12 protein-coding genes, 1 tRNA gene and 2 rRNA genes are annotated in these 14,926 nt (G+C 53.9%); 4 read left to right on the forward strand and 11 right to left on the reverse strand.

Annotation, left to right across the window (positions count from 1 at the left end):
- The first annotated feature begins 3 nt into the window (after positions 1–3).
- From rrf (M8014_RS20885) to rrf (M8014_RS20895), 3 genes are all read left to right on the forward strand, one after another.
- A 5S ribosomal RNA gene (gene rrf, locus M8014_RS20885) occupies positions 4–119 on the forward strand.
- Between the two features lie 14 nt (positions 120–133).
- Positions 134–209 (forward strand) — tRNA-Thr (locus tag M8014_RS20890).
- A 38-nt stretch (positions 210–247) separates the two neighbouring features.
- Positions 248–363 (forward strand): 5S ribosomal RNA (gene rrf, locus M8014_RS20895).
- 102 nt (positions 364–465) lie between these two features.
- On the opposite strand, the gene M8014_RS20900 is transcribed toward rrf (M8014_RS20895), so the two are convergent.
- The 7 genes from M8014_RS20900 to M8014_RS20930 form a co-directional block, all read right to left on the reverse strand.
- The gene (locus M8014_RS20900; protein ID WP_271284299.1) at positions 466–1,224 is read right to left on the reverse strand and encodes an amino acid ABC transporter ATP-binding protein; all 759 of its coding nucleotides are present in this window, start codon (positions 1,222–1,224) and stop codon (positions 466–468) included.
- Between the two features lie 7 nt (positions 1,225–1,231).
- Positions 1,232–2,335, reverse strand: coding sequence for an amino acid ABC transporter permease (locus M8014_RS20905; RefSeq protein ID WP_271284626.1), 1,104 nt, complete (start codon positions 2,333–2,335; stop codon positions 1,232–1,234).
- A gap of 9 nt (positions 2,336–2,344) precedes the next feature.
- Positions 2,345–3,526: an amino acid ABC transporter permease gene (locus M8014_RS20910; RefSeq protein WP_271284300.1), complete on the reverse strand. Its 1,182-nt coding sequence runs from the start codon at positions 3,524–3,526 to the stop codon at positions 2,345–2,347.
- A gap of 66 nt (positions 3,527–3,592) precedes the next feature.
- Entirely contained in the window at positions 3,593–4,618 is a 1,026-nt protein-coding gene (locus tag M8014_RS20915) for an amino acid ABC transporter substrate-binding protein (protein WP_271284301.1), read from the reverse strand.
- A 420-nt stretch (positions 4,619–5,038) separates the two neighbouring features.
- The gene (locus M8014_RS20920; RefSeq protein ID WP_271284302.1) at positions 5,039–5,260 is read right to left on the reverse strand and encodes a lipoprotein; all 222 of its coding nucleotides are present in this window, start codon (positions 5,258–5,260) and stop codon (positions 5,039–5,041) included.
- A gap of 321 nt (positions 5,261–5,581) precedes the next feature.
- Complete coding sequence (locus tag M8014_RS20925; protein WP_271284303.1) at positions 5,582–8,695, reverse strand: efflux RND transporter permease subunit; 3,114 nt, start codon at positions 8,693–8,695, stop codon at positions 5,582–5,584.
- 10 nt (positions 8,696–8,705) lie between these two features.
- Positions 8,706–9,845 carry an efflux RND transporter periplasmic adaptor subunit gene (locus M8014_RS20930; protein ID WP_271284304.1) on the reverse strand — a complete coding sequence of 380 codons (1,140 nt, stop codon included), beginning with the start codon at positions 9,843–9,845 and terminating at the stop codon, positions 8,706–8,708.
- 394 nt (positions 9,846–10,239) lie between these two features.
- Between M8014_RS20930 and envR the strand changes: the two genes are divergently transcribed.
- Positions 10,240–10,887, forward strand: coding sequence for an acrEF/envCD operon transcriptional regulator (envR, locus tag M8014_RS20935; RefSeq protein ID WP_271284305.1), 648 nt, complete (start codon positions 10,240–10,242; stop codon positions 10,885–10,887).
- 14 nt (positions 10,888–10,901) lie between these two features.
- Here the strand turns inward: envR and M8014_RS20940 are convergent, their stop codons facing one another.
- The 4 genes from M8014_RS20940 to dusB all read right to left on the reverse strand — a co-directional run bounded on the left by M8014_RS20940 (position 10,902) and on the right by dusB (position 14,760).
- A complete protein-coding gene (locus M8014_RS20940; protein WP_271284306.1) occupies positions 10,902–12,983 on the reverse strand; it encodes a putative bifunctional diguanylate cyclase/phosphodiesterase in 2,082 nt (693 codons plus the stop codon).
- Between the two features lie 127 nt (positions 12,984–13,110).
- A complete protein-coding gene (locus M8014_RS20945; protein WP_271284307.1) occupies positions 13,111–13,275 on the reverse strand; it encodes a DUF2556 family protein in 165 nt (54 codons plus the stop codon).
- A 199-nt stretch (positions 13,276–13,474) separates the two neighbouring features.
- Positions 13,475–13,771, reverse strand: coding sequence for a DNA-binding transcriptional regulator Fis (fis, locus tag M8014_RS20950; RefSeq protein WP_000462905.1), 297 nt, complete (start codon positions 13,769–13,771; stop codon positions 13,475–13,477).
- A gap of 23 nt (positions 13,772–13,794) precedes the next feature.
- Positions 13,795–14,760 (reverse strand): tRNA dihydrouridine synthase DusB, encoded by a 966-nt coding sequence (gene dusB / locus M8014_RS20955; protein ID WP_271284308.1) that lies wholly within the window; start codon positions 14,758–14,760, stop codon positions 13,795–13,797.
- Positions 14,761–14,926 lie beyond the last annotated feature (166 nt).

Consider the following 14,926-nt stretch of genomic DNA (forward strand, 5'->3'; position numbering starts at 1 on the left):
TTGCCTGGCGGCTGTAGCGCGGTGGTCCCACCTGACCCCATGCCGAACTCAGAAGTGAAACGCCGTAGCGCCGATGGTAGTGTGGGGTCTCCCCATGCGAGAGTAGGGAACTGCCAGGCATCAAATTTAGTGTGCTGATATGGCTCAGTTGGTAGAGCGCACCCTTGGTAAGGGTGAGGTCCCCAGTTCGACTCTGGGTATCAGCACCAGTTTTTAGGTTAAAGTTCGGCACATAGAAAAGAATTTGTCTGGCGGCTGTAGCGCGGTGGTCCCACCTGACCCCATGCCGAACTCAGAAGTGAAACGCCGTAGCGCCGATGGTAGTGTGGGGTCTCCCCATGCGAGAGTAGGGAACTGCCAGACATCAATTAAGTGAAAAGGCCATCCGAAAGGATGGCCTTTTTGCGTTTATCCATTACGAAAGCATCGTGCCCGGGGCGTGAGACGCCACCGGGCCGATCAAACTCAGTGAATGACCTGTGACAAGAATGCGCGCGTACGTTCTGATTTCGGGTGGGCAAAAAACTCCTCCGGCGGCGCCTGCTCGACGATTTCTCCGCGATCCATAAAGATCACACGGTCCGCTACCGTTCTGGCAAAGCCCATCTCATGCGTTACGCATAGCATGGTCATACCCGACTGCGCCAGCCCAATCATCGTATCAAGTACCTCTTTCACCATCTCTGGATCGAGTGCCGAGGTGGGTTCATCAAACAGCATAATCTTCGGTTTCATACACAGGGAACGTGCGATCGCTACGCGCTGCTGCTGACCACCCGAGATTTGGCCCGGGAATTTGTGCGCATGCTCCGCGATACGCACGCGTTCCAGATAGTGCATGGCCAGCGCCTCGGCTTCTTTTTTTGGCATTTTACGCACCCAGACAGGGGCCAACGTACAGTTCTGTAGCACCGTCAGATGGGGGAACAAATTGAAATGCTGGAAGACCATACCCACTTCCTGGCGGACGCGCTCAACGTTACGAATATCATCGTTCAGTTCGATGCCATCCACCACAATCCGGCCTTGCTGATGCTCTTCCAGGTGGTTAATACAGCGAATGGTCGTGGATTTACCCGACCCTGAAGGCCCGCACAGAACAATGCGTTCTCCTTGCTTCACCTTCAGGTTGATGTCTTTCAGGACGTGAAATTGTCCATACCACTTATTCACGTTATCCAGTGTAATCATCGCGTCAGCGGGTGTCATAGTTATCTGGCTCATAAATTCCTCAATGCGGTGAACGCCCGGTGTTAAAGCGCTTTTCCAGATGCTGGCTATAGCGCGACATGCTAAAACAGAAAATCCAGTAGATAAGTGCAGCAAAAACATAGCCTTCTGTCGACATGCCCAGCCATGCTGGGTCGACGGTAGCCTGTTGCACGCTACTGAAGAGATCGAATAATCCAATGATAATGACCAGACTGGTGTCTTTGAACAACGCGATAATGGTGTTAACCAGGCCGGGGATCACCAGCTTCAGCGCCTGCGGCAGGATCACTAACCCCTGCGTTTTCCAGTAGCCCAACGCCAGCGATTCCGCTGCTTCATACTGACCTTTTGGCAGCGCCTGCAATCCTCCCCGAACCACTTCCGCGACATAGGCCGACTGGAACAGAATGACGCCGACCAGGGCGCGGAGCAGTTTGTCGATGGTCGTGCCTTCCGCCATAAAAAGCGGCAGCATCACGGATGACATAAACAGCACGGTGATCAGCGGTACGCCACGCCAGAACTCAATGAAAATAACGGACAGGACGCGTACGACCGGCATCGTGGAGCGGCGACCCAATGCCAGCAAAATGCCCAGCGGTAATGCACCGGCAATTCCCACAGAGGCAATAATCAGTGTCAGCGTCAGACCGCCCCACTGGCGGGTTTCGACGTGAGTGAGCCCGAGCGATCCGCCATACAGCAGCCACCAGACGATAACAGGATAAAGCACCGCCCAGCAGGCAATGTATCGCCCGCGACGCGGCAGTTTGCTCCAGAACATCGGGATGATGGAGAGCATTCCGACGATCAGCGCAACATTGATGCGCCAGCGCTGATCGTGAGGATAGAGCCCATACATAAACTGGCCAAAACGTTGGTGGATAAAGACCCAGCAGGCGCCCTCTTTAGTGCAGTCGGCTCGTGTTGTACCGACCCAGTTAGCCTGCAAAAAGGCCCAGTTCAGCAGCGGTGGGATCAGTTCCCACATCAGCCAAAAGCACACCAACGTAAGCAGGGTATTGCTCCAGCTGGAGAACAGATTCTTACGCGCCCATGTGATGATGCGTCCGTTACCGGTCCTGCCCGGAGACGCGGGGTGAGACAATACAGCTTTTGTCATCATGGCTCCTTAGCGTTCAACCAGTGCGATGCGGCGGTTATAGATATTCATCAGCAGAGAAATGGTCAGACTGATGATCAGATAAACCGACATGGTGATGGCAATGGTTTCGATGGCCTGTCCGGTTTGGTTGAGTACGGTCCCGGCAAAGAGCGAAACCATATCGGGATAGCCAATGGCCGCTGCCAAAGACGAGTTTTTCACGATATTTAGATACTGACTGGTCAGCGGGGGGATGATGACCCGCAGTGCCTGAGGCAGGATCACCTGGCGCAGGGTGACCGGGTTTGGCAGTCCGAGTGAACGAGCGGCTTCATGCTGACCATAGGGAACCGCCTGAATACCGGAGCGGATAATTTCTGCGATAAAGGCAGAGGTGTAGATCGAGAGCGCCAGGGTCAGCGCGGCAAGCTCCGGGATCAGGACCATGCCGCCGCGGAAGTTAAACCCCTGCAGCTGAGGAACATCCCAGTGCAGCGCTGGACCAAAAATGACATGCGCCAGCCACGGCAGGATCGCCAGCAGAATGAGAGTGACAGGCCATGTGCGTCGCAATTGCCCGGTTTTCATCTGCAGGTTACGGTTAAAACGGAACAGCGCGACTGATATTCCCGCCACACACACCAGCGCCACGAGCAGCGCCAGCATTCCTTCTGCGAACTGCGGGGCCGGGATATACAAACCACGATTGCTTAAAAAAGCCAGATCGAAGGCATCAACCGCCTGGCGTGGACCTGGCAGGTTACGCAGCACGGCGAAATACCAGAAAAAGATCTGCAGCAGCGGGGGGATATTACGAAAGGTCTCAATATAAACGGTGGACAGTTTGCGCAGCAGCCAGTTATCAGACAGCCTCGCGAGCCCGAGAAAAAAACCTAACAGGGAAGCAAAAACGATACACAGCGCTGACACCAGTAGGGTATTCATCAGGCCGACCAGGAATACGCGGCCGTAGGTGTCACCTTCGCTGTAATCAATTAAATGTTGAACAATGCCAAAGCCCGCGCTGCGGTCAAGAAAAGCAAAGCCCGAAGTAATGCCCCGCGTGCTCAGGTTGGTAACAGTGTTATGGAATAAATAGATCGCGACGGCCAGCACGGCGAGAATAGCGAGGATCTGAAACAGCCAGGCGCGAACCGCAGGGTTAGAAAAGGAGAAGGCTCCTTTTAGTGCTAAGCGGCGATGGGACATAAAAACCTCGGGTAACCATGACTCTGATGGGGCACTGCACTGGCAGTGCCCGTTACAGCAAAATACTTATCGCACTGGCGGTGCGTACTGAATGCCGCCGTTGTTCCAGAGGTTGTTCTGGCCACGTTTAATCTTCAACGCGCTCTCGGAACCCACGTTGCGCTCGAAGATTTCAGCGTAATTACCCACTTTTTTAATGATGTTGTACGCCCATTTGTTATCAAGCTTCAGATCTTTGCCGTAATCACCCTCTTTACCCAGCAGATGCGCCATGTCTGGCGTTGATGGGTTAGCGGCTTTCTCATCTACGTTTTTCGAGTTAATGCCCATCTCTTCGGCGTTGAGCATGGCGAACAGAGTCCAGCGAACTACGGAGTTCCATTCGTCATCCCCGCGACGCACTACCGGGCCTAAAGGCTCTTTGGAGATCACTTCAGGTAGTACCAGCCATTCCGCAGGATTACTCAGCTTGATGCGCAGGGCATACAGCTGAGACTGATCCGACGCCAGCGTATCGCAGCGGCCAGACTCCAGGGCTTTGGCGGATTCATCGGAGCGGTCGAAGGTGACCGGCGTGTATTTCATATTGTTGGCTTTGAAGTAATCCGCCACGTTCAGTTCAGTGTCGGTCCCTGCCTGGATACAGACGGTCGCGCCATCCAGCTCTTTCGCGCTCTTCAGGCCGGCTTTATTGTGCGTCAGGAAGCCGATGCCGTCGTAATAGGTCACCCCGGTAAAGGACATGCCCATTCCGGTATCGCGTGAGGAGGTCCAGGTAGTATTACGTGAAAGCAGATCTACTTCGCCGGATTGCAATGCGGTGAAGCGCTCTTTTGCGGTCAGCGGTGTATATTTAACTTTGGTGTCATCGCCTAATACGGCTGCGGCCACGCCACGACAGATATCCACATCAATACCCGAGAATTTACCGCTGGCATCAGCGTAAGAGAAACCCGGCAACCCATCACTGATCCCACACTGCACAAAGCCCTTCTTCTTTACGGCATCCAGCGTTGCACCCGCCTGAGCCTGACTGGCAATCGCAAGCAGCACACTTGCAGCGGCCAGGCTGGCCATCATCATCTTTTTCATAATGCATCCTGTGTGGCGAAAATTATCGTTATAGTGAAGCGTCTTATAAACGCTTTAACCTGTCTGTGGCTGTGGCCGACGTTAATAAAGCAAACGTGATGCCAGCTTTTGCATTAAACGTAATAAGCGATTACGCAACGCGTAAAGCAGAGTGTAGACAGGGATAATTAAATCGAGCGCCCTGAAATGGTGCGAAATTACAACCTGTGCCACAAATCAGAGCGAAAGTCTGGTGCAGTGAACGTGAAATGAAAGAGCGTGTTTCTGGCATTAATAACAGGAAGGAGGGCATTGCATCTATGCTGTGAGCCAGCGCAGATTTATTTATTAACCTAAATTTTTGGCGGGATGTTTATTTTATCTTGCGGGAATAAGGTCTGAAGAGAAAGCAAAAGCGCGGAACGATCCGCGCTTTCTGGATTACTTAGACACGGCGATGATACCCAGCGTCAGGCCTGCAATGGCCGCTGCACCGCCTGCTATCGCGCCGGCTGTTTCCCAGTTATCCTGAGTGGTCCCTTTCATACAGGTATTGGTGTGAACCAGGCGACCCTGATCGTCGTAAACCGGGACACACGGAGAATCATGCGCGCAACCCGCAAGGAGTGCGGCAAGCAGAGCAACTGAAATTAATCTTTTCATGGTGTTACCTCAAAATGAAATCTTACTTCGCGATATCGCCAGCAAGGTCTTACGCAAAGCAGGTGGCTATTTTACCACCTGTTCAAAAAGGCGATGAAGAGTGAATAATCTCAAATTATTTTGATTGTAAAAATCATGGAGAAAACGATATCGACTGGATTAAATAATGGAGAAAGTGGGGAGAGAGGCGGGCAAAAATCTCATTCTTATACCGATACATAAACAATTAATTGTTGTGCTAATTAATAAGTAAAATAAATGGTTGGTGCTCTTCGCCTGTTTATTCACTAAAGAAAAGGCGCCGGGTGGCGCCTTTAACTATTACTGTTCGCTATGACGCGTAAAGCGTCTTCGCACCACCACAAAGAAGACCGGCACAAAGAATATTGCCAGCAGGGTTGCCGAAAGCATACCGCCCATCACCCCGGTGCCCACGGCGTTTTGCGCGCCGCTGCCTGCACCATGGCTAATGACCAGCGGCATCACCCCCAGTATAAACGCCAGCGAGGTCATCAGGATGGGACGAAGTCGCATGCGGGAGGCTTCCAGCGTGGCTTCAATAATCCCTTTGCCCTCCTTATCCATCAGATCCTTGGCAAATTCGACGATCAGAATGGCGTTCTTTGCCGACAGGCCGATGGTGGTGAGCAGGCCAACCTGGAAATAGACATCGTTGTTTAAGCCACGCAAGGAGGCCGCGAGCAGGGCACCAATGACCCCGAGCGGCACCACCAGCATCACCGAGAACGGTATCGACCAGCTCTCATACAGTGCCGCCAGGCACAGGAACACCACCACCAGTGAGATGGCGTACAGGGCAGGTGCCTGGTTGCCTGACAAACGCTCCTGATAGGACATTCCCGTCCAGTCGTAACCGATACCGTTAGGCAGTTTAGCCGCCAGCTGTTCCATTAAGACCATCGCTTCACCGGTACTTTTACCCGGTGCCGCTTCGCCCAGAATCTCCATCGACGGGCTGCCGTTGTAGCGTTCGAGTCGCGGTGAACCATAGATCCAGTGCGACTGGCTAAACGCGGAGAGAGGCACCATCGAGCCGTTGGCGCTGCGCACAAACAGGCGATTAATATCTTCCGGCAACATGCGGAAAGGCGCGTCAGCCTGGACATACACTTTCTTCACCCGACCGCGATCGATGTAGTCGTTCACGTAGGTGCCACCGAGGGCGGTGGAGATGGTCTGGTTAATGTCCGACACGCTGACGCCCAGCGCCTGCGCTTTCTCCTGATCGACATCCAGCTTGAACTGAGGCGTATCTTCCAGCCCGTTTGGCCGCACGCGCACCAGCAGGTCCGGGTGCTGTTTGATCATGCCCAGCAGCTGGTTTCGGGCCTGCGTCAGCGAGGAATGTCCCAGATTAGCCTGATCAATCAATTCAAAATCGAAACCTGTTGCGGTGCCAAGCTCAATAATGGCCGGCAGGTTAAACGGGAACACCAGTCCGTCCTTGATCTGGCTAAAGGCCCGCGTTGCCCGGCTGACAATCGCACCGACGCTGTTGACCTCACCGGAACGCGCCTCCCAGGGCTTAAGGCTGATAAAGGCTATCCCTGAATTCTGCCCCTGGCCGCTAAAGCTAAAGCCGTTAACGGTAAAGACCGACGCCACGTTAGCCTTCTCGTTGTTCAGATAGTAGTGCTCAACCTGATCCAACACCTGCTGTGTGCGGGTCTGTGTCGCACCAGCCGGGAGTTGCACCATCGTCATAAACACGCCCTGGTCCTCTTCCGGCAGGAACGAGGTCGGCAGGCGCATAAAGAGCACCGTCATGCCGCCGACAATGACGATGTACACCACCAGATAGCGTCCCGTTTTACGCAAAATATGGCTGACGCTGTTGCTGTAGTGCGCCACGCTTTTGTCGAACAGGGTATTGAACCAGCCGAAGAATCCACCTTTTTTCTCATGATGCTCGCTGGGGGCCTTGAGCAGGGTGGCGCACAGCGCCGGAGTCAGGATCAGCGCCACCAGTACAGAAAGCGCCATCGCTGAGACGATAGTCAAGGAGAACTGACGATAAATCGCCCCGGTGGAGCCACCGAAGAAGGCCATCGGGATAAACACCGCCGACAGCACCATGGCGATACCGACCAGCGCCCCCTGAATCTGCTCCATCGATTTCTGCGTCGCCTCTTTTGGCGGCAGCTTGTCCTCGACCATCACTCGCTCGACGTTCTCCACCACCACGATGGCGTCATCCACCAGCAGGCCTATCGCCAGTACCATCCCAAACATGGTGAGCGTGTTAATGGAGAAGCCAAAGGCCGCCAGCACCGCAAATGTCCCCAGCAACACCACCGGCACGGCAATGGTCGGGATCAGCGTGGCGCGCAGGTTCTGCAGGAACAGGTACATGACGAGGAAGACCAGGATGATGGCTTCAAACAGCGTCTTCACCACTTCATGGATGGAGATCTTCACAAACGGCGTGGTGTCATACGGATAGACTACCTTCAGCCCCTGCGGGAAAAACGCCTGCAGCTGTGCCAGCTTGGTTTTGATCGCCGCCGCGGTATCCAGCGCATTGGCACCGGTTGCCAGCTTGATCCCCAGCCCGGTCGCCGCCTGACCATTGATTTTGGTGACCATATTGTAGTTCTCGCCGCCGGGCGCAATCCGGGCCACATCTTTCAGATGCACCATCGACCCGTCCTGATTCACCTTCAGGGTGATGTTGCCAAACTCTTCAGCCGTTTTCAGTCGCGTCTGGGCGATGATTGAGGCGTTAAGCTGCTGGCCCGGTACGGACGGCGTACCGCCGAGCTGGCCTGCGGCGATTTGGTTGTTCTGGGCTTTGAGCTGATTAATCACGTCCAGCGGGGTCAGCTGATAGGCATTGAGCGCATTCGCATCCAGCCAGATGCGCATCGCATACTGGGCACCAAACAACTGCACATCGCCCACCCCAGAGGTGCGGCTGATCGAATCTTTGACGTTAGAGGCGACATAGTCAGAGATATCATCCTGGGTCAGGTCTTTGTTATCTGAAACAAAGCCCGCCACCAGCAGGAAGCTGCTGCTCGACTTCTCTACGCCAATCCCTTGCTGCTGCACTTCCTGCGGCAGCAGCGGCATTGCCAGCTGCAGTTTATTCTGCACCTGTACCTGGGCAATATCCGGGTCAGTGCCCGACTCGAAGGTCAGGGTAATGGTCACGCTGCCCGCCGAATCGCTGGTGGACGACATGTACATCAGGTTATCGATACCGTTCATGTTCTGCTCGATCACCTGCGTCACCGTATCTTGCACGGTTTGCGCATCTGCCCCGGGGTAGGTGGCGGAGATAGCAACCGCCGGCGGTGCAATGGTGGGGTACTGGGCAACCGGGAGTTTCAGGATCGCCAGCCCACCCGCAATCATCAGAATGATGGCGAGCACCCAGGCAAAGACTGGGCGCTGGATAAAGAAGTTAGCCATACTCTGTTCCTTATCCGGCTTTCTGTGCAGTGGTGTCGGGTGTGGCCACGACCGTCACGCCAGGATGGATTTTTTGTAGCCCGCTGATGATGACCCGGTCACCATCCTGCAGTCCGTCATCGATCAGCCATTGATCGCCGACGGCCTGTGTTGCCACTACGCTTCGCGCTTCGACCTGATTTTGCGCATTCACCACCATTACGCTGGCTTCGCCACGCGGCGTTCGCGTGACGCCCTGCTGGGGCACCAGGATCGCTTTAGGCTGGATACCTTCATCAATGCGCGCCCGCACAAACATGCCGGGCAGCAGGATATGCCGGGGGTTAGGGAAGATTGCCCGTAGGGTAATCGAACCGGTACTTTCATCGACCGTCACATCGGAGAATTGCAGTGAGCCTTTGAGCGGGTAGGGCTGACCATTTTCCATCAGCAGCTGCACGGAGCGGGCATCTTCACCCGTTTGCAGGCTGGACTGCTTGAGGCGCATAAAATCATTGCTGGATTGCGTGACATCGACATACATCGGATCCAGCTGCTGCACCGTGGCCAGCGCGGAGGCCTGACCGTTGGCGACCAGCGCGCCTTCTGTGATGCTGGATTTACCGATACGTCCGCTGATAGGCGAGGTGACTTTGGTGTACGCAAGATTAATGCGTGCGCTCTCTACGCTCGCTTTGGCGGCCATTACGCTGGCATCTGCCTGTCGGGCGTCGGCTACCGACTGATCGTATTCCTGTTTGCTGACGTACTGGGTGCCGACCAGCGGCAGATAGCGCTTGACGGTCAGATGGGCAATATTCGCTGCTGCCTGCGCTTTGGCTAACTCGCCTGACGCACTGTCAAATGCGGCCTGATAGGTGGCCGGATCGATCTGGTACAGCGAATCGCCTGCTTTTATATCGCTGCCTTCCTGAAAATTGCGCTTAAGCACAATACCGTTCACCTGCGGGCGAACCTCGGCGACGCGAAAGGCATCTGTCCTGCCCGGCAGTTCGGTGGTCACCGTCAGTGGTGCACTTTTCACTACATGCACGGTAACCTGCGGTGACGGTGGTTGCTGTACCTGTCCGCCGTTATTATCACAACCCACGAGCAATGCGGCACCGATGATAAAACCGGATAAGGGTAAAAATCTGAAATGAAGCGTCATGACTATTCCTTCAAAATCCTTAACCCGCATTAACCGCACAGGGTTAAGCGTTGAGGAGAGGTAAACAGAAAACGGCGGGCGTCATAATAAAGAATGAGCGGATAGGTTTATGATTTATAAGTGCGGCGAAAGGGATGTGGGGCAAGGAAAAGGCGCAGAACAAGAACAAACAACAGGATAGCGCATTCAACATAATGAATGGATACATTTTCCTTTAGCGGCATTCATATGTTTTATGAATTAAATACTCTCGAATTATCAGTGTGAATTATAAATTACGCACATTGGCGTTTTTTGTTCAGAATTATTTTTTAGGCTGATCGATAATTCACCCTCTGACGACCATCGTCGATGTTATTTAAAAGTATTTAATACGTTAAACGAGTGAATCTCAATGGCGCGTAAAACGAAGGCTGAAGCTCTGAAGACACGCCAGTCGTTGATTGAGGCGGCGATAGAGCAGTTTGCAGCACGCGGTGTCGCAAACACTACGCTGTCGGATATCGCCGACGCGGCCCGCCTGACCCGGGGTGCTATTTACTGGCATTTCACCAGTAAAACGGAAATATTCAATGCTATCTGGCAAGAACAACGCCCGCTACGGGAAATTATTCGCGATCGACTCGTACTGGCGGAAGAGGACGATCCGTTATTGATATTGCGTGAGCAGTTTGTTACTGCTCTACAATATATTGCCCGTGATCCCCGTCAGCGTACGTTATTGCAAATCCTTTATCACAAATGTGAATTTGAAAAGGGCATGATCTCGGAAAATGAAATTCGTGAAGGGATTGGATTCAACTATGAAAATGTTCGCGGGATGCTGCAAAAATGTATCGCGCTGGGTCGCGTCTCTTCCCGGGTCAATATTGATACCACGTTAATTGTTTTTCATGGCTTTTTCTGTGGGCTGGTAAAAAACTGGTTAATGAGCCCGGAGCGGCTGGATCTGTATCAGCAGGCTCCGGCGCTGGTCGATAATATCCTGGCGACGCTACCGGCAGCACGGCTGTCACACCGTGCATATCACGCCGCTTCATAGCGGCGTCGGCCCGGTTAGTATTGCTCTGTCAGCATCGCTTGCGGATTGTGGCTCAGGGCGTGGATGGTTTGCGGCGAAACGGGTTTGCCCAGCAGGTAACCCTGCAGCGTGTTGCAGCCGAGTTGCGTTAAAAATTCCTGCTGTTCCGGCGTTTCTACCCCTTCTGCCACCACCTTCAGATTGAGCGTTTTTGCCAGCGCCACAATAGCGGAAACAATCGTGGCATCGTCACCTTCGCCGCCGAGATCTTTCACAAAAGCCCGATCAATTTTCAGCTCGCAGGCCGGGAGGCGTTTCAGATACAGCAGGCTGGAGTACCCGGTGCCAAAGTCATCGATAGAGGCTTTTACGCCCGCCTGCGTCAGCTCGGTCAGCACCCGCACGCTCTCATTCGGGTTGTTCATTGCCGTCGTTTCGGTCACTTCCAGAATCAGGGTATGAGGCGGAATATGGTGACGCGCCAGGCTGCGCATAACGGTATCAACCAATTGGGGTTGTTCAAACTGGAGCGTAGAGAGGTTCACCGCAACGGACCATTCCGTGTGACCTTCCAGATGCCACTCACGCAGCTGGCGGCAGGCTTCATCAATCACCCAGTTACCAATAGGCACAATCAGCCCGCTTTTCTCTGCCAGCGGCAGAAACTGGTCGGGTGCGAGTAACCCCTGAACCGGGTGCTGCCAGCGCAGCAGCGCTTCGAAGCCGACGATTGGCCCGACGGGGGCCTGAAATTTTGGCTGATACACCAGATGGAGTTCGTGGCGATCCAGCGCCAGCCACAGGTCATTCATCAGCTGCAGCTGTTGCTGCGCCAGCGTATTCATCGATGGCTGGAAGAAGTGATAGTTGTTACGCCCCATGTGTTTGGTGTGGTACATCGCGGCATCAGCGTTGAACATCAGTTCACGCTGGGTCTTGCCGTCATGGGGGTAGATAGCAATTCCCACGCTAAGGGTAACGACCAGTTCATACAGCTCAAGGCTGAAGGGTTTATCGATGACGTGCACCAGTGCACTGGCCAGCGACGCGGCATCGTTGGGGGTATCGATCTCCGCCAGCAGCACAAATTCATCCCCGCCAATACGCGCCAGGGTGTACTGGCCCTTAAGGGGCTGTTCCAGCCGTTCGGTGACAGCGACCAGCAGCTTATCCCCGGTGTCATGCCCGTAGGCGTCGTTTACCGCCTTGAAGCCGTCCAGATCCATAAACATCAGCGCAAAGATCGCCCCTTCGCGATCGGCTTTGTTGATCGCCTGGTCAAGACGGTCTTCGAGCAGCACGCGGTTGGGCAGGCGCGTCAGGGTATCGTGCAGGGCAAGCTGGGCCAGCTCGCGGTTCGCTTTGGCCAGCGATGAGGCAAGCAGTGATGTGCGGGCCTGCAGGCGGGCATCAAACATGGAAACCAGCAGGGTAATTCCCAGCACCGAGAGTGCGAGCACGCTTACCAGGACAGCCAGCCAACTGCCGTTCACCCCATGATGATGCATATGGCTCTGCACCGGGAACTGCGCGGCCTTCATCCCGGTGTAGTGCATCCCGGCGATGGCCACGCCCATCAGAATGGCTGCACCCGCGCGCATCAGCGTGACCTGAGCGGCATCGCGGCGTAGGCGAAACGTCAGCCACAGCGCCGCCAGTGACGCCATCAGGGCGATGACCACGGAAAGCGAAATCCAGCGCATATCCCAGACGATCGCGGGTTCAACCTGCAGGGCGGCCATCCCGGTATAGTGCATCGCGACGATACCCGAGCCCATAATCAATGCGCCTGTCAGCAGCCGACGCCGACGCAGGTGGTCGCGGCTCACCAGCCACAGAGCGAACAGAGACGCACCAATCGCAATCAGCATCGATAGCGCCGTCAGCAGCAGGTCATAATTGAGCCGCATGGAGACGTCCATCGCCAGCATGCCGATAAAGTGCATTGCCCAGATACCGATGCCCATGGCAGTCCCGCCACCCGTCAGCCAGACGCGCGCCGCGAAGCCGGCGCTATCCGCCACCCGGCCAGCCATATTCAGCGCGGTGTAGGCGGCAAGAATGGCAACAACAAAAGAGATAACCACAAGGATTTGGTCGTATTGGCTAACCAGCATGCTCTCATCAACTCATACGCAGTGAGGTATTACGTGATACCGGGTGAGACGGGCTGAGACATTATCATTCTATAGAAATGCCTCAAAGGGATTTAAGCCCGTACACTTGTCGAGGGAAAGCAGTGACTTAATCTAAATCTTCGCAGTTAATCAGCTTTAAAGGATTGACTGAATTCATGTTGCGGCACTTGTCTGTTTCCGTAGAGATCAGCTCGATCCACTGCATTAACAGTGCATCGAACAGGAAAACGGTAATCGCAAAGACGACTAACCACCAATACTTACGGATCATTCTGGGTTTCCAGCAAGGGTTGACAAGAGTGCGAGAAATATACACGAAAAATGACGGCTGAGAAGTGGGGTTACCCATGTTTACGTTCGGGGTTAACAGCAGGTGTGCGGGGGACAGAAGGGGCGGGTGAGCAGGCATAAAAAAGGCGCGTCCCCATGCCGAGTAGCGCCTTTTTAAACAAACACTTAGCTGATCGAAATCAGTTCATGCCGTATTTTTTCAATTTCTTACGCAGCGTACCACGGTTGATGCCCATCATCAGAGCAGCACGGGTCTGGTTACCGCGGGTGTATTGCATCACCATGTCCAACAGGGGCTGTTCAACTTCAGCCAGTACCAGCTCATACAGATCATTCACATCCTGACCATTCAGTTGAGCAAAATAGTTCTTCAGTGCCTGTTTAACCGAGTCACGCAGGGGCTTTTGGGTCACCTGGTCCTGGGAGTTAACGGTAGAAACGGTCAGTACGTCAGAATTTACGCGTTGTTCGAACATAGTTCTGTCAGCTCTTTATTTCATTACGCAAGATTTTCGAAGTATGCCTCCAACGCCTCCAGCTGTTCGCTGGCTTCCTCTATGGCGTTGAATGTGCGCCGAAACTGGTCATCTGGAGCATGTTCCTGGAGATACCAGGATACGTGTTTACGCGCGATTCGGTACCCCTTTGCCTGACCGTAAAAGTCATGCAGTTCCCGAATATGTGCGCATAGCAAGCGCTTTACCTCTGCCAGTGGCAGTGGGAGCAGCAACTCCCCAGTGTCCAGATAATGCTGGATTTCCCGAAAGATCCAGGGTCTTCCCTGAGCTGCACGTCCTATCATCAGAGCATCAGCTCCCGTATAGTCGAGTACAGCTCTGGCTTTAAGCGGGTCAGTAATGTCACCATTCGCGATAATCGGAATGGAAACTTTCTGCTTAACTGCCCGAATGCTGTCGTATTCAGCTTCACCATTGAACAAACAGGCGCGAGTGCGTCCATGAATGGTCAGGGCCTGGATACCACAGTCTTCAGCCAGTTGGGCAATTTCTACACAGTTACGGTGTTCCGGCGACCAACCCGTGCGAATCTTTAACGTAACAGGGACGTCCACTGCGCTGACAACCGCCGTCAGGATAGACTTCACCTGGTCGGGGTATTGCAGAAGGGCTGAACCTGCAAGCTTGCGATTCACTTTTTTGGCCGGGCAACCCATATTGATATCAATAATCTGGGCGCCACTTTCCACGTTAATACGCGCGGCATCTGCCATCTCTTCAGGCACGCTTCCGGCAATTTGCACGGTGCGAATACCTGGTTCATCAATGTGCACCATCCGTAGACGGGACTTATCGCTTTCCCAAACCTGCGGGTTAGACGACATCATCTCGGAAACGGTTAAACCTGCTCCCATCTCGTAGCACAGCGTCCTGAATGGCCGATCGGTAATACCTGCCATAGGTGCTGCGATCAGGCGATTTCTGAGCTGGTGGTGTCCGATGCGCATGAGTTAAGAAATGACCATACTGTGACTGCAAGGCGGCGTATCTTACGCATTTTTCGCACGAGATGAAAGGCCAAACTTTGAACAATCCTCTGTTGTAGATCAAGGAATCGCCGGTAAAGGCCTGCCCTTAAAAATATTAATGATATAAATCATTAACTTAATTAAT

This window comes from Silvania hatchlandensis (assembly GCF_025564065.1).
Lineage (GTDB): Bacteria > Pseudomonadota > Gammaproteobacteria > Enterobacterales > Enterobacteriaceae > Enterobacter > Enterobacter hatchlandensis.